Raw genomic sequence first — 19,336 nt, 5'->3', positions numbered from 1 at the left:
CGAGCGCCGGCAAACGCAAGTCAATCGATTCGTCGGTGGACGCGACGCTTGAGCACCTCTACGCGGCCGCTCACGGTTCACGCGAACTGGTGAAAAAGTCGCGCAGCGCGATCGCGCGGAGTCCGCGATCCGCGTGGCGTTGTCATCGCTTCCCACTTCTCCTCTCCGGCCTCGCGACCTGGTACCGGTTCGAACGAAGTTGTCCTGTCAAAGCATCGGCACATCTAGGGACCGAGTGGTTTTACCTGACCACGATCTTGTTTTTCGTGGACGCGCGGCGTTGCGCTCGGCGACTGGATGGCCGGTTCAGACCGGGGTGGCCTTGGCCTCAGTTACGAACATGGCGCGTTGATCTTTGGAGCCAGACTCATCGTCCGGCTGCCCTCCACTTTCCGGACGAAAATTCCGCGCACTGTGCTCTTCTGGACAGCAATCATCCTGACGGGATCCTGCGGAGCGACTCAGGGTGACCTCCTTGAATAAGCCACTGGCGCAGGGGCTGCACGTCAGCCGTTTGTATGCGTCCCTGATCCTGCTGGGCTTCATTGTCGCCTGCATCGTGCTTATTTCCCGGCGGGCCACGAGGAGGGAGGAAACAGCTTGATTGAATTGGATGGCATTGATGGTTGGCCAATTGATTGATACCCCGGCCCTACGCCAGGCCCCCATCTTTACCTCACATGCGGCACGGGAGTCTCGGTGCATCGTGCCGCCGTTGCGGAGGCAGTTCGCGCACAAATGCAGGAATCCAACATGTCTGCGCGGGAAGAAGGAAGAAGCGCGAGAACCATGGACGTACGCTCTGCCCCAAGCCAACCCGTAGCAAGCTTCTAAAGGAGCTTCGCGAATGAAACGCGTCATACTGTTTCTCGCCACCAACCTAGCGGTGATATTGGTGTTTTCGATAGTACTGAATGTCTTCGGCGTCGGCCGCTTCCTGACTGAGAGCGGGATAAAAGTCAATTCCCTACTCGTGTTCTCCGCAGTGGTAGGCTTCGCCGGTGCGATTATCTCGCTGCTTATTTCAAAGCCGATGGCGAAATTGACAATCGGGGCGCGTGTCATCGACTTTCCACGCGATGCGACCGAGCAATGGTTGGTGGGCACCGTACGGCAACTCGCACAGAAAGCCCGCATCGGTATTCCGGAAGTTGCTATTTTTGAAGGTCAGCCGAACGCGTTTGCCACCGGCGCATTCAGGGATTCAGCCTTGGTGGCCGTCTCGACCGGCTTGCTGCAATCGATGAATAGCGAGGAAATAGAAGCGGTCCTCGGACATGAAATTACGCATGTGAGCAACGGCGATATGGTGACGTTGACCCTCATTCAAGGTGTGGTGAACACCTTTGTGATTTTCTTCGCACGCGTAGTCGGCTACCTCGTGGACAAGACTTTCTTTCGCACTGAACGCGGGGCGGGCCCTGGTTTTTACGTTACTGTTATTGCCTGCCAGATCGTCTTCGGTATCCTCGCTTCAATGATCGTCGCCTACTTCTCGCGCTTGCGCGAGTTTCGCGCCGATGCGGGATCTGCTCAACTGCTGGCTTCACCGCGGCCGATGATCAGCGCGCTCGCTCGCTTGGGTGGGCTTGAACCCGGCGAACTTCCACAAACTTTCAAGGCATTCGGCATCACCGACAAACCCGGTTGGCTTGGGTTGTTCGCGACGCACCCTCCGATCGACAAGCGCATTGCCGCGCTGCAAGGTCGCGAATAGGTCGGCGAAGTGGTGGGCGGTTTCAAGAGTGAAGCGCAACAGTGGCTAATGAATGGAAGCTGAGGTTATCGAAGCGGTTGCGAGCATACGTTCGAAGACCTCGAATGGCAAATGAAATGCATGGGTAGCGCGGGGTCGGCTGTTGAGGCTGTCGGCGATGGCATCGAGTTCGTCCTGACTGTAGATCGAGGGGTCAGTGCCTTCACGCCCTGAGGTAGTCCGTCAAGGTTCTTGAGCGGTAAGTTGCCCTCCTGCGTCCGGTTCGACACGCACGAGCAGGCCAGCCGAATGATCTTCTCGTTATCGAGGGCAGATGCAGCCCACATCCCCGCCCTTGCGGCCGCGGGTATCGCTCGCCGCACATTCATCAATCTGCGTATGTCGAGCAGAATGTCATGCGGGCGTCTCGCGAATTGCCCACCGGGCCGGAATCCAGCTGCGTAACCGCCGACCGGAACGGGTTACCCCGGAGGTTCGAGGTTCTTGAGCAGTGGCGAACCGCGCTTTCTCAAGGCGTTGAGGTAGATGGCTCGTCGTACGGTGTTCTGGTTGCCGGCGCCCTTGATGAAGTCGCCTTCCCAATAGCCTGGTATCACCCGGTCGTCGACCTCAGGCGGGCGCACATAGATGCTCACCATGTGTCGGGGATCTGGCCGCGCCGGTCAGCGCCCCGCTTGCGTGACATACGCGTGCTGTGGCAGTGGCGCAGACAGGCGATTAGCTGGCGACGCAGCTCACCGCGTGGCTGCGCATAGATGGCGGTGTAGATGGTCTCGTGCGAGACGTGCTGGGTCGGACCGTTGGGCCACATGCGCTTGGGCGTACCTAGATCTGCTGGGGCGACCACTTCCATTCCAGCAGGGTGAGTACGACGCGCCGCGACAGGCTTTGAGAGTGCAGCTTGGAAACATGGGCGCGCAGCCTCGCGTCGGCCCGTGCTGAGCGACTGCGCCGGCGCAGACGCATAGCCCACGGCAGAACATGTGTTTCTGGTCAGCTCGCGGCTCACAGTTGATGCCGGGCGCCCGAGTGTTCGGGCCATGGGCCGAACACTCGAACCCTGTTGCTTCATGCTTGCAATGGTCATGCGCTCTTCAGCCTGAAGCTATTGATACGTTCTTCTTTTTTGCATATGCGCACCTTACACGAGGAAGCTGTTGCACTTCACATTTTATCGCGCCCATTTAATGCGGTCTTCGGCAGGTCGCCGTCAATGCCTTCGCAGGTGCGCTTGAATTTCGCGCGCATCAAGGGCCGAGAGGTCTTCGTTAATCTCTTCGAAAATCATCTGACGCGTCTCCTCGCTCAGACGCTCACGCAGCATCCCGAGAAACTTCGGCTCCACGGCAAATCGCAATCGCTGATACCGCTGATGAAGCCGTCCCTGTTCGATGTAGTCGGCGACAATCTTCGCGAATTTTTCGCGATCCTTCTCGCTCAGCGCCGGTCCACCAGGGACGACATTGACGAGGTCTTCGATTTCCCGCAAGTCCAGCTTAAGTCCCGGTGTCTCGAAGATTCGAGCACGGCTGCCGTCGGCAACGACAACCCAGGTAGTGACAGCCATGGTGCGCCTCTCTGCGTGATCGGTCGCCGGTTCGGCGGGCATCGGAAATCGTCGCGTGACGCCAGCGAGGGCGCCGGTCAGCGACAGTCATCGCCAACGCCCATCGATGACGGAGCGTGGGGCCTCCCCGCGCTCCTGTGCGAGTGACGGATAGTCGGTATACCCGCGCTCGCCGCCCCCGTAGAACGTGGACGGTTCCGGCGAATTGAGCGGAGCGTGCGACCGGAAGCGTTCCGGCAGGTCAGGATTGGCGATGAACAAGCGTCCGAACGCGATCAGGTCCGCTTTGCCGTCCTCGAGCCATCTCTCCGCACTGCTGCCGTCGAACCCGCCCGCGACCATCAGCACACCGCTATAGGTGCGGCGCATCATCTCGTTCATGCGTTTCGCGCGCTCCGTGAAAGCGACATCCTCACCGGTCGCCGCCAGCGCGGGATTGACGATGTGCAAATAAGCGAGCCCGTATCGATTGAGCTTCTCGATGACGTAAGAGAAGGTCGCCTCGGGATCGTCGTCATGCATGTCGTTGAAGGTGCCGAGAGGAGAGAGCCGTACGCCCACCTTTTCCGGCCCCCACACTTCGCAAACCGTTTCGATCACCTCGAACAGCAGCCTGGCCCGGCGCTCGCTCGACCCGCCGTATTCGTCCGTGCGGCGGTTTGTGCCGGACAACAGGAACTGGTCGAGCAGATACCCGTTCGCTCCGTGCACTTCGACGCCGTCCATACCGGCAGCCTTTGCGTTGCGCGCACCCCTGAAATACTGGCGCACGAGATACGGCATCTCTTCGACCTGCAGCGCGCGCGGCGTGACGCAGGGCGCGACGACACCTTCGCCGCGCTCGTTCTCGACGAACGCCTCCGCTTTCGGCCGGACCGCAGACGGCGCAACGGGCAGCATCTCATCGGGCTGCAACGAGGGGTGCGATATGCGTCCGACGTGCCAGAGCTGCATGAACATCAACCCGCCCGCCTCGTGCACGGCGTGCGCCACGAGCCGCCAGCCTTCGACCTGCTCGCGACTATGAATCCCAGGCGTCCATGCATAGCCCTGCCCTTGCATCGACACCTGGGTCGCCTCGCTAATGATGAGCGCGGCCGACGCGCGCTGCGCGTAATAGCAGGCGTTCAGCTGCGACGGTATGTTGCCTGGTCGGCTCGCGCGCGAACGCGTCAGCGGCGCCATCACGACACGGTGACGCAGGTTGTAGGGCCCCACCTTGACGGGTTCGAAGAGCTTGCGCAGCGGGATTTGCTCGTCACACTGCCCGGCTTCCCCAAGCGCGATTTCCGTATCAGGCATATTCGCTCCTTGTGTTTCTGACGCGGCTCGAAAAGTGCTGCTATAGACGCTTCGAAGCGTCGGCTTCAAATGACATCGACAGGATCCCGTTCTGTGGCCAGTCTAGCCATGGCCTGCGCGCGCTTCTTTCCGGTTTCTGCTCAGATATGTCACGATCCTGCGGTCACCCGGTCCATCGCTCCATCGGGGATCGGATGCGGCCCTGCCGTGCCCCCAGCTACTCTGCCGCTTTGGAAAGATTCACGACCGGCGTTCGCCTCAAACTTCGCCCGATGCGTCGAAAAGAACGTCCGCACATTACGGACGTTCGACGAACTCTCAAAAAACGCACTCGGGTCGATAGAGACCGCCGAAGCGAGCGCGATGACCGGTTGGGAGCGAACCGACCGGTCTCTAGCCCGTCAGCGCCCGATGTTGATCCGGTTGTCGACGTGCGTCACACCGGGGGCAAGCCATGCGACCCGCTCGGCCTCCTCGCGCTCGGCCCACGAGCGGACCGTACCACGCAGGACGACCTTATTGCCTTCGGCCTCAACCGTGATGTGCTGCGCGTCGACTTCCGCGTTGCGCTTGAACGCGTCCTCGATCTTGCGCTTGAGATCCTCGGGCTTGACCTTCGGCTTGATCTCGATCTCGTTCGTCACGCCGGTTACGCCCCTTACCCGCAGCGCCGTGTCGGCCGCACGGCGGCGCTGGTAGTCCCATTCGACTTCGCCCTTCAGCGTCACGTATCCGTCCCTGACGACCGCCTTGATGTTGTCCGCCGAATAAGGGAGCTCGGCCTTTAGTTGGGCAATGATCTCGCGCACGATCTCCGGATCGGGCCGCTTGTTGATCAGAGGCAACCGAACCTCCACGTCATTTGCAATCCCCTTCACGCCGTGGACACGCGTCGCATCTTCCTCGGCCTTCCGCTTTTGCCTCCAGCTGCGCGCGAAACCAGACAGCGTGACCACGCCGTCCTTGACCGCCACCCCGATATCTGATGGATCGATGTCCGGATCCCACTTCAGTTCGTACTCCACGTCTTGCTTGATGTTTTCGTCGGTTCTCATCGCTGCTCCTCATCGGTTTGTTGATGGATTCACGCGCGCACGCGGGCTGCGCCTGCGCCTGCGCCGCACGAATTGGCCCATCGTAAAGCGTGCCGACGTGCATTTCTTCCCTTCGCCTGCACAGTTATTGCGCAATGCTGCTTTCGATTCCATCCTTTCTTTGCGAATGAACATGGCGACTTTGCGAACGTGGAACGGAATTGTCAACGCAAGGAAATCGGGCTGAAGCCATCCCCCGGGACGCTTGGTGTTCGCCGCAGTTACTCTGCGGTCGAACTGCGTCGCCCCTGATCGCGGTAAATGTGCACGTTGGATCATAAGTCTTTCCGACTTGTCCGGGCGCGTCGAACAAATCTACGCACCGGAAACGCTGTTTGCAGCGCGTCGAGAAGCTCGCCCTGTTGCTTTCCAGTACCCACGACGATTGAGTTTACTTCTTCGCGCGTTGCTCGGGCTCGGGGTGAACGGCAATTGGATCGCTCGCAGGAAAGGTCTCTTCGAGCGCTTCGTCCAGTTGCTCGTCCGGGGTCATCGGCGCTTCCTGCGCCCCGGCTTTCGACTTCGGGATGTCGACGCGACTTTCCTTTGTCATGTTGCGCTCCATAAGAGAATTAGCGGCATTTCGCATTGCAGCGGCGTTGTCTGCATGCAATCACGGCTATTGCAGGCGGAGATCGCCACCTTTCTACGCAGATCAAAGATCCCGGCATCGACGACATCGAAATCGACGTCCCTGATCTGCCGGGTGGCGCGAGAGACCGGGGCGTGCGTGAAGCGGGAGATGCTCGACACCACCGGCCTCGCCGTACGGGATTTGAGCCGGTGACCAACGGATTAGAAGTCCGTTGCTCTACCTCTGGAACTCACGACCCGAAAGAGACCTTGCCCGCCGCTTGCCCCACGTGCACATGTGTTCTCAACGACCTTGTTGCCCCCAGGAAGCACATCCAGTGACGAAGCGTCCGCTACAGCACGGTCGGCCGACGCTCAGTTCGCGCAACTGCTGGATTTCGATTTTCCGGCCCTTAGATTTGGTCGTATCAGTCTTCGCAAGTCTAAGCGTGAGCACTCTCCAATTCGAACTGCGCGTCGATGTGATGGACGTCCACGCGGAATAATCCGCATAACTTGTCGGGGTGTCGATCCGGCCCAAATGTGAACTTCAACAGAATTCAAGATCACAACCCTGATGCAGCGCAGGGAAGCTCATGCTGTCGCGCCACTGCTGTTCAGGCTCTCTAGCGCCTTCCTCAGGCGTTCCTCCTGATCGTTCGTGAGAGACGTCTTTAACACCTTTCCGCCGAACGGCTTCAGCTCTGGCAGAACCTTGTCGAAATTCACGCGACGCACGAGGATGAAGAGCGCCGACGAACCCGGCTCAATGTTCTGGCCCGTCGAGCGCATGAAATCGTCATCGATTCCATAGTCCGAGAGCGCGCCCGACAACGCGCCCGTACCAGCACCGACGGCCATGCCTGTTGCCAGCCCGACGAGCGGATTGAGCAACATCAGCCCAACCAGCGCACCAAACAGACCACCCCAGGCCGCGCCGCTGAGCGCGCCGATCTTGACGAGATCGACGGCCTGCTTGAGGTGTACCTTGCCCTTCGCGCTACGGACCACGATGCAGGCATCCTCAAGGTCGATCAGGTGTTCCTTTTGCATCTGCTGGAGTTTGGTCAACACCTGGTCGGCCGTCTCTTCGCCTTTGAAGCTTACAACGACCAGATCGCTCATCGATTTGCTCCTTTGCTCTGGGAAATAAGCCGGGACCGCTTCCGCGGCAAGACGGTTGAATTCATGCTCAGCGCCGCGCGCGAGCCGGTCGACCGCACCGCAAAGCAGCGGCGGTGCCAGCCAGCCATGCATGTCCCGCCCGGCGCGCACCTTCGGACGCTGACGGCGCCACTGACGCGATGACGATGACATCAAGACTAGGTTCTTGCCGGTTGCACTTCTTCCTCATTCCTGCAAGACGTGTCGGATCTCTGCGCTTGTGCTGCGCGGCCTTCAGATGTGAGCGTACGGCAGCATTTCGAAAAAACTACGCAGCAGTACGGAAGAAAATCGGCCCGGCGCGCCCTACCTTTGCCCTACCGTGGACGGATGCGTGTGGCACCGGGCGTGGCCCGCGTGCGCGCGTTAGTCCATCAACAAACTGACGAGGAGCGGCGATGAGAACCGACGAAGACATCAAGCGAGACGTGGAGTACGAACTGAAGTGGGATCCGCAGTCGATCGCATTGATCGAAGCCATGTATGCGGCGGGAAAGCCAGTCGCCGCGGTTTGCCACGCTCCCGGTGCACTCCGTCATGCAAAGCTGCCCGATGGCTTTCCACTTGTACGCAATAAGCCCGTCACCGGATTTGCCAATTCGGAAGAAGCGGCCGTCGGTCTTACGGACGTAGTGCCTTTCCTCGTCGAGGAGATGTTGAAGAAGAATGGAGGCAGGTATTCGAAGGGGCCAGATTGGCAATCACATGTGGTTGTCGCGGCAAACCTGATTACTGGCCAGAATCCCGCAGCAAAAGCGCTGCTCTCGAGGCTGAGCATCGCCTCAGACGACGCTTGAGTTGAAGAAGCGAGTCATGGCAAAGACGACCGGGGCCAGCAGGTCCGAAAGCCGAAACCAATCCAGCGACGTGATACATGTGCCTGAGCTTGCAACTTTATTTTGTACTACGCGAAAATGCCGGGCCACGGCCCCGATCAACGCTGACAGTCCACTGCCAAGGCGGAAAACAGATAAGCTACTTCGAGAAACTCTTGTCGCGCTGTTCAATCGCGAGCGCGGAAGTCCCGCGGTCGTTGTTTTGCTCGCAACTTCGCCAAATGAATCAGCTACCGTTCCGGTGGGCAAGTCGGAATGCACGCGGCGTCACACCGGTATATCTATGAAACACGTCGGTGAAATGCTGCTGAGTCTGAAACCCCGCGCGCGCGCCAACGTCAACCAGGGAAATAGTCTCCTCGCACAACATCGTCCTGGCAAATTTTACTCGTTCGAGTGTCACGTACAGATGGGGCGGGTTACCTGTCGCCGTTTTGAAAACGCGTGCAAACTTTGATGCACTCATGTGCACCAGAACTGCGAGTTGCTCGACCAAAATGGTTTCGGCTATGTTCTCATGAACGAAGGCTTGAATGCGAGCCAGCATTTGACGCGTAAGAGGCATGTCCGGCTCGACCGCGCCAGCACAGTGCCCGTAGCGGAGAGCAATGTGCACCGAGATGACATCGGCAAAGGCGTCGGCGCAGGCAGCGTCGATGAGATCCGCATTATGCAAGGCACCCAATGTATCCGCGGCCTCGCGCAGGAACGGATCCCAAGACCTAGACCATTTCGGGACCGCGTCAAACGCGTCTTGCGAGACTTGCCCAAGTACGCCCGGTTTGAGTGCGATAACCCATCCCTTGGGATCGTTGTCAGCGATCGTGGCCAGCTGCGCCCCCGCGGGGATAACTGCGACAAATGGTGCACTTATTAAGATTGTGTGACTCATTCCGAGGTCGTCGCAACCCGCAGCCTGCACAACAGTGCTACCTGTCGGTATAACGAGGCGAAGTACCTGCACCGAATTCAGCCTGCCATCGGTGAAAGCGACGTTCATTGGTTGGCAGCGCAACCCGTGATCCGGGGTCGATCTTGTTGCTTGCTTCATGATAAGCAGAAGTCTCCGCGTTGCCGCGTCGCACACCTAAGCTTACGTCGAATTCAAGGCTGCCTAAGGCGGATTCGTAATATGGGCAGAAGCAACCCGACTTCGTTGAGGGAGTTGCTGCTGAGCTATGTTGCTGGGCAACTCGGGACGACGCTCGACACGCTGTTAGCCGGGATTCGAAGCAATCCATCGCTCGTGAAGGCATTCTGCAAGCTGACGCTTACGCCGGGTATTGCGCAGCGTTCGAAAGCGGTCAGGTTCGCGAAGCGGCATGTCATGCGCACCGCACGCGCGTCCGTGATCTGGGAACACCGATCGGCCGTGGCTTGGGTAAGGTGATCGCGCTCGAAACAAGCCTACCGTTCATCGCGATACCGACCACGTATGCAGGCTCAGAGATGACACCGATCTATGGCCTGACCGAAGGCGGTCTGAAAGGTAGGGGACGCGGCGTGCGTGTCTTGCCGAAGACAGTGATCTACGACGCCGAGCTGTCACGTGAATGGCCGCCCGGCTTGTCTTTCGTGAGCGGCCTCAATGCCATTGCGCATGCGGCGGAGGTGATGTATGCCCACGACGGCAAACCAGTGTAAGCGCCTGGCCATCCCGTCTTGAGTTGGGTTGAAGGTCTTGGGAGCATCGTATCCACTAAAAATAGGCGGATACGTGAACACTATCGAAGAAGAAGTGCTACTTGGGCGGCGTCGACGCCGGCGCTATAGCGTCGAGTTCAAGGCGCAGGTGGTGTCAGCCTGCCAGGGGCCCGGGGTGTCGCTTTCGGCGATCGCGCTGCACCACAAGTTGAACGCGAACCTGCTCCGACGTTGGGTAGAACAGGCCGAAGGAAACGATCGCGTGCTGGTCGCACGTAGCGAGGTGCCGGTGCCGTCTGCAGCGGCACCAGCATTTGTGCCGTTGCCGCTTGAGACGAGAAACGCGCGCACGGCTGAGATCCGCGTCGAAGTACGTCGCGCGGACCAGTCGATAACGGTTAGCTGGCCGACATCAGAGGCAGCACAGTGCGCCGCATGGCTGCGGGAGTGGCTCGCGTGATCCGTATTGATGAGGTGTGGCTGGCAGTCGACCCGCTGGACATGCGTGCCGGCTTCGACACGGCACTGGCGCGGGTGGTCAAGGTGTTCGGCGCCGCGCATCCACATCATGCCTATCTGTTCGCCAATCGGCGCGCCAATCGCCTGAAGGTGCTGGTTCACGACGGAATCGGTATCTGGCTGGCAGCGCGACGTCTGAACGAGGGACAGTTCGCCTGGCCTCACGCTGGCAGCGAACCAAAGCAACACCCACTTACGCAGGAGCAGCTCGCAGGGCTGGTGGTCGGTTTGCCATGGCAGCGGATCGGCCCGAACGGTGTGATCCGCGTCGTATGAGGCCGACAGGGACGTAAACTGTTGCGCTTCCACGGTGCCTGGGGTTCTGGCAGACTGGTCTGCATGAACCTGCCCGCCGACCTCAACGCCCTCAGTCCTGAACAGTTGCGCACGCTCGCCGCGCAGCTGATTGCCCAGGTGCAGGAGAGAGACCGGGAGATTGGGGAGAAGATGCGGGAGGTCGAGGCGAACGAACGCGAGTTGCATTACCGGCAGACCCGTATCGAGCAGTTAAGCCACGAGATCTCCATCCTCAAGCGCCAGCAGTTTGGCCGACGCAGCGAACAGTTCAGCAGCGAGCAGATGAGCCTGCTGGAAGAAGCGATCGACGCCGATCTGGCCACCATCGAACTGGAGCTCGAGCAGCTTCAGCCACAAGCCGCAGCCGGCCAGTCACCCCAGCAACCGAAGCGCGCAGCGCTGCCGGCGCAACTGCCGCGCACAGAAATCCACCACGAGCCGGATAGCACCGTATGTCAGTGTGGCTGCGAGCGCGTACGAATCGGTCAGGACATCAGCGAGAAGCTGGACTACACACCGGGCGTATTCACGGTTGAGCGGCATATCCGTGGCAAGTGGGTGTGCAAGAACTGCGAAACGCTGATTCAGGCGCCGGTACCCGCGCACGTCATCGACAAGGGTATCCCGACCACGGGGCTGCTGGCCTCGGTGCTGGTCGCCAAGTACGCTGACCACCTTCCCCTGTATCGTCAGGAACAGATCTTTGCGCGGGCGGGTCTGGCAATACCGCGATCGACATTGGGTGCGTGGGTCGGCGCGTGCGGTATGCAACTGCAGCCACTGGTCGACGCACTCCATCAGGAAATCCTGCAGCAGGGTGTGCTGCATGCGGATGAGACACCGGTACAGATGCTCAGTCCCGGGAAGGGAAAGACACACCGGGCGTATCTTTGGGCATATACGCCCACGCACTTCAGCGAGCTGCGCGCAGTGGTCTATGACTTCGCTATCAGCCGTGCAGGCGAACATGCCCGCACCTTCCTCGCTGGCTGGCAAGGCAAGCTCGTGTGCGACGATTACAGTGGGTACAAGTCTGGTTTCCAGCAAGGCATCATTGAAATCGGATGTGCTGCGCACGCACGTCGCAAGTTCTTCGACCTGCACGCCAATCACAGCAGCCAGGTCGCTGGACAGGCCCTGCCGTACTTCGCTGCGCTTTACGACATCGAGCGCGACGCTGCAGTACTTGATGCGGATGAGCGCCGCAAGCTTCGGCAAAGCCTGGCCAAACCAGTGTGCGATCTACTTTACGAATGGATGGTGGCGCAGCGCAAGCTGGTTTCAGAAGGTTCAGCGATTGCGAAAGCGCTCGACTACAGCCTCAAACGCTGGGAGGCGCTCACGCGCTATCTCGACGACGGGCACGTGCCTATAGACAACAATTGGGTTCATGCCGCTAGCGGCATGAACCCAATTATGCCGACTCCCCGATTATGCCGCGTCATGCATGCGCGTGGCGGTGGGCATGGCCTTTCATGATCGCTGTGTCGGCATAAACATATGATTTCTCAGGCTGGCTATCGCGCTGGCCAGGAGAGATCAGATGAATGCGACACGCACAGTCAGCGAATCCGGCGGCCTGCCGGCCCATCACATCGATGTATTTCTTGATCGTCTACGGACGGCACACTACTCCGAGGTATCGCTTCGCAAGAAACGAAGAGTCCTGTGTGCGTTCTCTGGGTGGATGAAGAACAGGAACATCGACCTGATTGATCTCGATGAGTCTGTCACGGCTCGTTTTATGAAGCGCATGATCGACGCATCACGAGACCGCGTCCAGCGTGCGCGTCCCACATTACGGCAGTTTCTCGCCTATCTGCGCGCGGAAGCCATTGTGTGTTCGCCGACATTGAGCGGCCAGTCCGCGATCGCGCACATTTATCGCCGATACCTGGACTATCTGAGGCAGGATCGTGGACTCGCGAAGAACTCTCTGCTCGTCTACGGCCCGTTCATTCGCGACTTTCTCGACAGCCACTCGGCCGGCGACGGAAGTTTATTGCCAGATGCATTTGACGCGGTAACGATCCGGAATCATCTTCTTGCCCGCAGCAAAGGTCGATCGGCGGAGTACACCCGGCTGATGGCAGTTGCGCTTCGCTCGTTCTGCCATTTCCTCTTTCTGCGTGGCGATACGGCCCGAGACCTGTATGAGTCAGTGCCCCCGGTTCGTAAGTGGCGACAGTCGACTGTGCCGACGTTCCTCACGCCTGAGCAGCAAAAAGCTCTCATTGCATCTGCAGACCGGTCGACTCCGACTGGGCGCCGCGACTATGCAATCCTGCTGTTGTTGGCGCGGCTCGGCTTACGTGCCGGAGAAATCGTCGCAATCGAGCTCGACGACATTCACTGGCGTTCGGGGGAGCTCGTCGTTCATGGCAAGGGGCAGATGGTCGAGCACGTCCCGCTGTCATCGGAGGTCGGAGAAGCAATCGCGACATATCTCCGCGATGGTCGCGGAGCGAGTGCATCGCGGCGCGTCTTCATTCGCAGATTGGCACCTCGGGTTGGTTTGGCGGGGCCAGCGGCGATTGGCAAGATTGTTTGTCAGGCCTTCGCACGTGCCGGTTTCCGCCCCGCGTGCCGGGGCGCCGCACATCTGTTCCGTCACGGTCTGGCGACGACGATGATTCGCCACGGGGCCTCGATGGCAGAAATAGCCGAGGTCCTGCGGCACCGCTCACCGGACAGTACCGCGATCTATGCAAAGGTCGCGTTTGAGGACCTGCGCGAGGTCGCGCGCTCGTGGCCCACGGCTGGAGGTTCGATATGACGGCGATCCGCGATTCTCTCGCTCGGTACGTGGCGGTCCGCCGCGCTCTCGGGGCGTCATTCTACGAACCTGCATTGGCACTCGGCCATTTCGTTGATCTTCTGGAACATGAAGATGCTGAGTTCATTACTACCGATCTGGCTCTGCGCTGGGCGATGACGTCCACATTCGTCGAACGCGCCACTTGGGGGCGGCGCCTCTCTCAAGTGAGAGGATTCGCCAGATGGATGAACGTCATTGACGGTCGAAACCAGATTCCTCCGGCAGGGCTCCTGAGTGCCCGCAGGCGGCGAAACGCCCCGCATATTTACACTGAGCAGGAAATTGATCTGCTTATGACCCGAGCCGCTCAACTGCGATCCCGAACCGGCATGCGAGCACTGTCCTATTCGACGCTCATAGGGCTTCTTGTGGCGACGGGCCTCAGGCCAGGCGAAGCGTTTCGGCTTGACCGGTCCGACGTTGACCTCGTCAGCGGAATACTCTCCATCCGGGAATCGAAGTTCGGCAAATCGCGCTTTGTTCCTGTAGCAGAGTCGACCCGGGTGGCACTCGAACACTACGTCCAGAAACGCGATCGACTCTGTCCTTTACGATCGAGCGAGGCGTTCCAGGTTAGTGAGCGTGGCAAGCGACTGAAGGCCGGCACTGCACGAAGCATGTTCGTCAGAATGTCGCGCGCTGTCGGTCTGCGATCGGCGACAGAGGATGGACGCGATGGTTACGGCCCACGCCTTCAGGACTTCAGGCATAGCTTCGCGACTGGACGGCTGGTCGAGTGGTATCGTGCCGGTCTCGACGTAAGTCGGGAATTGCCGAAACTTGCTGCCTACCTTGGACATGTCAACGTCGGTCTTACGTACTGGTACATCGAAGCGGTTCCTGAGTTGCTCGAACTCGCGGCAGCCTATCTCGACAAGCACTGTCCAGGAGAACGGCCGTGAGCGCCGCCAGTCTTCCATCCCTCGTTCAGCGTTTTTTTAGCCAGCGCCTGCTCGAGCAACAAGGTCTGAGTTCGCATACGGTAGCAAGTTACCGTGACACGTTCCGGCTGCTTCTAGCGTTTGCCACGAAACGCATCGGGCACACGCCGTCAAAGCTGCGAATCGAGGACTTCGACGTGTCGTTGATCGCGGAATTCCTGCAGCACCTCGAACACGGCAGAGGCAATTCGGTGCGGACACGCAACACGCGGCTTGCTGCCGTGCATGCCTTCTTCCGGTTCGTCGCGGTCAGCGAGCCTGCGTTGTTTCTGCAGTGTCAGCGCGTTCTTGCAATTCCATCTAAACGCTGCGAGCACGGCCCTGTTGAGTTTCTGACAGAGAGCGAGGCCGCCGCTCTGGTAAGGGCGCCTGACGTACGAACGTGGATCGGCAACCGCGACCGAACACTGCTTCTTGTAGCGGTTCAAACAGGTCTGCGCAACAGCGAATTGACCGCACTCCGGCGCCAGGATGTGATGCTCGGCACAGGCGCACACGTCCGCTGCCTTGGCAAAGGCAGAAAGACAAGATGCACTCCGCTGCGACCGGATGTCGTTGCCGTCCTGAAACAATGGCTGTTGTATCAACCGGGCGAACCAAGTGATCCAGTCTTCCCCAGTTCGCGCGGTGGTCATCTCAGTGCCGATGCTCTTCAGCGACTCGTGTCGCGCAACGCCGTAATCGCACGTCTCTCGTGCCCCTCGCTGAAGAAAAAATCCATAACGCCTCATACGCTTCGGCACACGGCCGCGATGAGCCTGATGCATCACGGCGTCGACCTTACCGTGATTGCGCTCTGGCTCGGTCACGAGTCCTCCGAGACTACTCAGATCTACTTGCACGCCGACATGCAACTCAAGGAGCGCGCGCTTGCGCACGCCACGGCGAGCGGCGTCGCGCCGACACGCTACAAACCTCCAGATCCGTTGCTCGCCTTCCTGGAGGCTCTCTGATAATGCCGACAATCCGAGCGACCGGGAGCAGAGATCCACACAACCGTTGTGTGCGTGGATTCATGACGCGGCATAATCGGGGAGTCGGTATAACTGGGTAGAAAACCAGATACGTCCATGGGCCATCGGCAGAGCGAACTGGTTGTTCGCCGGCTCGCTGCGAGCAGGCCAACGCGCTGCCGCCATTATGAGCCTGATCCGCTCAGCCCAACTCAACGGGCACGACCCGTATGCCTATCTGAAGGACACTCTCACGCGGCTGCCGACCCACAAGGCCAGCAACATCGCTGCATTGCTGCCGCATCGCTGGCAGCCAACTGCGATCGTCGGTTAGCCGAACCCGTCAAGGTGCATTCCCCAGTCGCTTACAAACCAGTCATGTCGATGATGACTGAAGGCGGAATACGTGCGTTGGCGACCGGATTGCGCGGCATCAGGAACGGGCTCCAAAGCCTGTGAGCGCGCAGCGATTGTTTCTGAGGCGCATGACTATGTGGCCGTGCGCTGGGGCACATGGGAATGGCGCAGCATCACAAGCTTTGTCGTACTCGTGGCGGAAGCATCAGGCTGCGGCGTGCGTAAGCGCACGCGATCATATTGCCTTACGCACTGGCATACAACAGCACGGCGTCGCGTGAGGCCATGACACGAATCTGTCACGCGCCAGGCGGCGGGAGCGCTGCGCATGGTGTCTTCGATGCCTCGACGAGGGCTCGGCGTTCCATCTGGCTTGCGCGAGACTGGCATGCAGGAATTTGACCTCCCCTCGACGCTAGACTGTAGTGAGCAGCCAGGTGCTCGCCGAGCGCGACGGTACCAGGAAACCTTAGCGGGGGTGCCGATGATTTCACACGTGCAATTGCTTGAGGCGATCTTGCGCATGGTCGCAGCAGTGCTGCTGGGTTGTATCGTCGGGCTCGATCGAAACCTGCATGGCAAGCCAACCGGCGTCAAGACGCTAGGCCTCGTTGCGCTTGGCTCCTGTCTCGTCACGATGGCCGGTATGTCCTTCGAACTACACGGTTTCACCGACGGCAGCGACGCCGGCCGTGCGATTCAAGGCGTCATTACAGGCATCGGCTTTCTCGGCGCCGGGGTGATCCTGCAAAACCGCGCGACCGGCAGGATCAGCGGCTTGACGACGGCGGCTTCGATCTGGGTCACCGCCGCGCTCGGCATTGTGTGCGGCATCGGCGCATGGCAGATTGCGGGTATTGCCACCGGCCTGCTCCTGCTGTTGCTCTCGGTGGGCGGCAGCATCGAACGTGCGTTGCACCGGCGCTGGTTAGGAAAGTCGCCTGAAGAGCAGGCGGCGATCATGCGGCACGACGAATAGTCACGCGGCGGCGCACTCATCGGCGTACTGCCCATGGAACGAATGTGCCGCGCGCCAAATGCATCGATCACGGACGATGCGAGACATATGTCAGTGATGCTCGTCGTAGTCGGACCTTGCCTTAGGTGTCGCGCGTACCTTTGCGTATTGAAACTCGGGCAGCGCCTTGATCGCATCTTTCGTCGCGCCAGCAAGCACCAGTTTGCCATTGTTGAAATCGAGCTGCTCGATCGGAATGGCCACGTCGTGATGCGACACCCCCAGAAACTGGTTTGCGGCGACGATTGCAAACGATACCGATCGGTCGGGTGCCACGATAATGTCATGAATGACGCCGACGCGCTCACCCTTCTCGTTGAAGACCGGCTTGTCCATGATCGACTTTCTCACGCTCCAGCCTGCCACGATCGCGGCCGACTCTTCCACGCTGACACCAAGCGGCTGGGCTCCGGCCACCTGGGCGTGCGCGTCTAGCGGGAGTCCGAGCGACGATGCGAGCAGCCATACAAGCAGATTCGTTTTCATGAGATTCCCTTCGTGATGGTGTTGACGGTGCGACACCGGGCCGGCAATGATCACGCTCATGCCAGACCGTGCGCGGCATAAGCTCATGTTAGAACGCCTCACGGCGAGCCGCTATAAAAAGGCGGTGATGGATCGAGCTATTTTGGTGCATCTGGGATGCCAATCTGGATGCCATTCAGCGCGCGTGCTGAATGAACGCAGGATTGCGAAACGCACGGCAGAAACGTGAAAGAATCGCAGATGCGCGGAGCCTAGACTGAAGTTCGTCACCTGACGGTACAGCCTGGAGCCCCACATGGATGAACTGCTTGGACGCGCTTGGTGGATGCTCATTCTGCGTGGCACGGTCGCGCTGCTGTTCGGCACTCTGGCGCTATTCTGGCCCGGTCTCACTCTGCTACTGCTTATCACCCTCTTTAGCGCCTACGCAATCGCCGGCGGGATTGTCGCGATTGTCGCGGCCATCCGCTACCGCGCGACGCACGGCGGCTGGTGGGTGCCCTTGCTGCTCGGCATCTGCAGCATCGGCGCCGGTGTGATAGCCGCGCTAGTGCCGGGCATTACCACGCTCGTGCTCGTTGCCGTCATCGGCGCAAACGCGATTGTCACCGGCGTATTCGATCTGATCGCAGCAACGCGGCTGCGCAGGCGCCTGCGCAATGCGTGGATGCTGGTGCTAACCGGAGTGCTGTCCGTGCTGTTCGGCATCTTTGTGCTGCTTTTTCCTGGCGCCGGCGCAGTAGCGCTAGTCTGGCTGATCGGCGTGTATGCGTTGTTCACGGGCGCGCTGCTGTTCGTACTCGGCATCACGGCGCGTGCCTGGCATCGTGACGGCCTGACCGGCGAGCCACACGCGCCATTGCATCCGTAAGCGCACCGCTCACGGGCACTCGGTCACGAGGTCAAACCCGCGGGCGATGCCGGCCGTGCCTTGGCATCCGGAGGTCGAATGGATCGCCCGTCATCTCCAGTGGTCCAGCCTCAGGTCTGGCACTGGCGCACCTCACGTAAGGAGAATCACATGCCTCTCGATCTCGACAAATGGAATCCATTCCGGTTTTTACGCTCGCACCCCGTGCAAGAAAACGCATCGGGCCACGCCGGTGCGCCGGGCACCAGTCAGCAAAGCGCGCGGCAAACTGGGCAACAGACTGGCGGGACGCAAACGGATAGCCGGGCACCGATGGCAGGCGCTGCTGCGCCGGTAGCACTTGCGCCTGCCAGCTGGCCGCCGCCCGATCCGATTCATCTGTTTGCCGAATTGATCCGCGATCCGTTCGGCGGCCGTGGACCGCTCGGAAGCTGGTTCGGCGACTTCAGCGCCAGCGAGTTTCAACCGCGGATCGACGTCACCGACGAAGGCGACGCACTGCGTATCGTCGCCGAATTGCCGGGCATGACCCGCGATGACGTCGAACTCGAAGTGATTGAAGACATGCTGATCATCAGCGGCGAAAAGCGCTTCGAATCGACGAGCGAAGAACAGGGATGCTATAGGGTCGAGCGGTCGTTTGGACACTTTCAGCGCGCGGTTCCGTTGCCCGCGGGCATCGATCTCGATCGCGCAGAGGCCAGATTTGAAGACGGCGTGCTGACGCTGCGTGTCCCCAAAGCGACCGGAGAACCGGCAGCGAAGCGGCGCATCGAGATCAAATAACACCATCCACACTCCGCGGTCAGGCCTATCGTGAAACAGCCCGTCAGCTTTCGAGCGACTACCCGACGCTGGTTGACATGATCGACAAAACGCGACGGAGGACGATGGGTTTCGCCTGAAGCTCGCCGCGCCGCTACACTCGTTCGGACCCCAGACGAAATCGGCGGGGCGATCAGCAGATTTTCGAATTCTGGCAACCGGACGAAACGCTCAAGGTCGAAGACGTTCGGCCCGGCAGCGACGAAGAACCCAAAGAGGCAGCGAGCGAGCTTGAAGTGCGCTCGCTCCCGGGCGGGCTGGTCAGCCAGTTGCCCAACGCGCGGCGGCACGCGGTGGTGCTAGTGCAAGTGGACAATGTGCCGATGCGTTCCTGCGCACGGCTAGAGGAACTGG

18 protein-coding genes and 7 pseudogenes are annotated in these 19,336 nt (G+C 60.1%); 14 read left to right on the top strand and 11 right to left on the bottom strand.

Annotated features, from left to right (window positions below; all coding sequences use genetic code 11):
• Window positions 1-847 precede the first annotated feature (847 nt).
• A complete protein-coding gene (htpX, locus tag B0G69_RS39910; RefSeq protein ID WP_121325497.1) occupies window positions 848-1,717 on the top strand; it encodes a protease HtpX in 870 nt (289 codons plus the stop codon).
• Between the two features lie 45 nt (window positions 1,718-1,762).
• Here htpX and B0G69_RS42635 read toward each other — a convergent pair.
• From B0G69_RS42635 to B0G69_RS39870, 9 genes and pseudogenes are all read right to left on the bottom strand, one after another.
• A pseudogene (locus tag B0G69_RS42635) lies at window positions 1,763-1,921 on the bottom strand (IS30 family transposase); the annotation flags it as partial.
• 257 nt (window positions 1,922-2,178) lie between these two features.
• On the bottom strand, window positions 2,179-2,355 hold the full coding sequence (locus B0G69_RS41635; protein ID WP_199731516.1) for a hypothetical protein: 177 nt from the start codon (window positions 2,353-2,355) through the stop codon (window positions 2,179-2,181).
• Entirely contained in the window at window positions 2,349-2,789 is a 441-nt protein-coding gene (locus B0G69_RS39900; protein ID WP_241991766.1) for a helix-turn-helix domain-containing protein, read from the bottom strand. The genes B0G69_RS41635 and B0G69_RS39900 overlap by 7 nt, the downstream gene beginning before the upstream one ends.
• Before the next feature lie 138 nt (window positions 2,790-2,927).
• Window positions 2,928-3,284, bottom strand: coding sequence for a host attachment protein (locus B0G69_RS39895; protein WP_121325661.1), 357 nt, complete (start codon window positions 3,282-3,284; stop codon window positions 2,928-2,930).
• 87 nt (window positions 3,285-3,371) lie between these two features.
• Window positions 3,372-4,586 (bottom strand): alkene reductase, encoded by a 1,215-nt coding sequence (locus B0G69_RS39890; protein WP_121325496.1) that lies wholly within the window; start codon window positions 4,584-4,586, stop codon window positions 3,372-3,374.
• A gap of 248 nt (window positions 4,587-4,834) precedes the next feature.
• Window positions 4,835-4,900: pseudogene (locus tag B0G69_RS39885) on the bottom strand (Lrp/AsnC family transcriptional regulator); the annotation flags it as partial.
• An 87-nt stretch (window positions 4,901-4,987) separates the two neighbouring features.
• Window positions 4,988-5,641, bottom strand: a complete 654-nt coding sequence (locus B0G69_RS39880; RefSeq protein ID WP_121325495.1) for a BON domain-containing protein — start codon at window positions 5,639-5,641, stop codon at window positions 4,988-4,990.
• Between the two features lie 430 nt (window positions 5,642-6,071).
• Window positions 6,072-6,233, bottom strand: a complete 162-nt coding sequence (locus B0G69_RS41630) for a hypothetical protein (protein WP_166679193.1) — start codon at window positions 6,231-6,233, stop codon at window positions 6,072-6,074.
• 614 nt (window positions 6,234-6,847) lie between these two features.
• On the bottom strand, window positions 6,848-7,378 hold the full coding sequence (locus B0G69_RS39870; protein WP_121325657.1) for a DUF1269 domain-containing protein: 531 nt from the start codon (window positions 7,376-7,378) through the stop codon (window positions 6,848-6,850).
• Window positions 7,379-7,851: 473 nt separating this feature from the next.
• Here B0G69_RS39870 and B0G69_RS39865 point away from each other — a divergent pair.
• A pseudogene (locus tag B0G69_RS39865) lies at window positions 7,852-8,214 on the top strand (type 1 glutamine amidotransferase domain-containing protein); the annotation flags it as partial.
• A gap of 265 nt (window positions 8,215-8,479) precedes the next feature.
• Here the strand turns inward: B0G69_RS39865 and B0G69_RS39860 are convergent.
• Window positions 8,480-9,145, bottom strand: a complete 666-nt coding sequence (locus B0G69_RS39860) for an AraC family transcriptional regulator (RefSeq protein WP_241991751.1) — start codon at window positions 9,143-9,145, stop codon at window positions 8,480-8,482.
• A gap of 353 nt (window positions 9,146-9,498) precedes the next feature.
• Here B0G69_RS39860 and B0G69_RS41625 point away from each other — a divergent pair.
• The 10 genes and pseudogenes from B0G69_RS41625 to B0G69_RS39810 all read left to right on the top strand — a co-directional run.
• Window positions 9,499-9,609: pseudogene (locus B0G69_RS41625) on the top strand (transposase); the annotation flags it as partial.
• 18 nt (window positions 9,610-9,627) lie between these two features.
• Window positions 9,628-9,894: pseudogene (locus B0G69_RS41620) on the top strand (iron-containing alcohol dehydrogenase); the annotation flags it as partial.
• Between the two features lie 76 nt (window positions 9,895-9,970).
• Window positions 9,971-10,357, top strand: coding sequence for a transposase (locus B0G69_RS39845; protein WP_158609067.1), 387 nt, complete (start codon window positions 9,971-9,973; stop codon window positions 10,355-10,357).
• Complete coding sequence (gene tnpB / locus B0G69_RS39840; RefSeq protein ID WP_158609066.1) at window positions 10,345-10,692, top strand: IS66 family insertion sequence element accessory protein TnpB; 348 nt, start codon at window positions 10,345-10,347, stop codon at window positions 10,690-10,692. The genes B0G69_RS39845 and tnpB overlap by 13 nt, the downstream gene beginning before the upstream one ends.
• 63 nt (window positions 10,693-10,755) lie before the next feature.
• Window positions 10,756-12,099 (top strand): annotated as a pseudogene (locus tag B0G69_RS39835) (IS66 family transposase); the annotation flags it as partial.
• Between the two features lie 157 nt (window positions 12,100-12,256).
• Entirely contained in the window at window positions 12,257-13,489 is a 1,233-nt protein-coding gene (locus B0G69_RS39830) for a site-specific integrase (RefSeq protein ID WP_121325489.1), read from the top strand.
• A complete protein-coding gene (locus B0G69_RS39825; RefSeq protein WP_121325488.1) occupies window positions 13,486-14,433 on the top strand; it encodes a tyrosine-type recombinase/integrase in 948 nt (315 codons plus the stop codon). Before B0G69_RS39830 ends, B0G69_RS39825 begins: the two co-directional genes overlap by 4 nt.
• Window positions 14,430-15,425, top strand: a complete 996-nt coding sequence (locus tag B0G69_RS39820; RefSeq protein WP_121325487.1) for a tyrosine-type recombinase/integrase — start codon at window positions 14,430-14,432, stop codon at window positions 15,423-15,425. Before B0G69_RS39825 ends, B0G69_RS39820 begins: the two co-directional genes overlap by 4 nt.
• Before the next feature lie 91 nt (window positions 15,426-15,516).
• A pseudogene (locus tag B0G69_RS39815) lies at window positions 15,517-15,759 on the top strand (transposase domain-containing protein); the annotation flags it as partial.
• Between the two features lie 507 nt (window positions 15,760-16,266).
• The gene (locus B0G69_RS39810; RefSeq protein ID WP_121325486.1) at window positions 16,267-16,761 is read left to right on the top strand and encodes an MgtC/SapB family protein; all 495 of its coding nucleotides are present in this window, start codon (window positions 16,267-16,269) and stop codon (window positions 16,759-16,761) included.
• A 90-nt stretch (window positions 16,762-16,851) separates the two neighbouring features.
• Here B0G69_RS39810 and B0G69_RS39805 read toward each other — a convergent pair whose 3' ends face one another.
• On the bottom strand, window positions 16,852-17,286 hold the full coding sequence (locus tag B0G69_RS39805; protein ID WP_121325659.1) for a PRC-barrel domain-containing protein: 435 nt from the start codon (window positions 17,284-17,286) through the stop codon (window positions 16,852-16,854).
• Between the two features lie 295 nt (window positions 17,287-17,581).
• On the opposite strand from B0G69_RS39805, the gene B0G69_RS39800 reads away from it, so the two are divergent.
• Together B0G69_RS39800 and B0G69_RS39795 are read left to right on the top strand one after the other, a co-directional pair.
• A complete protein-coding gene (locus B0G69_RS39800) occupies window positions 17,582-18,157 on the top strand; it encodes a DUF308 domain-containing protein (RefSeq protein WP_121325485.1) in 576 nt (191 codons plus the stop codon).
• 150 nt (window positions 18,158-18,307) lie between these two features.
• Window positions 18,308-18,943, top strand: coding sequence for an Hsp20/alpha crystallin family protein (locus B0G69_RS39795; protein WP_121325484.1), 636 nt, complete (start codon window positions 18,308-18,310; stop codon window positions 18,941-18,943).
• Window positions 18,944-19,336 lie beyond the last annotated feature (393 nt).

The sequence above is a fragment of the Paraburkholderia sp. RAU2J genome (genome assembly GCF_003634845.1).
Taxonomy (GTDB): Bacteria; Pseudomonadota; Gammaproteobacteria; order Burkholderiales; family Burkholderiaceae; genus Paraburkholderia; species Paraburkholderia fynbosensis.
Note: the sequence above shows the minus strand (reverse complement) of the source record. Positions and strands in the feature narration are given on the sequence as shown.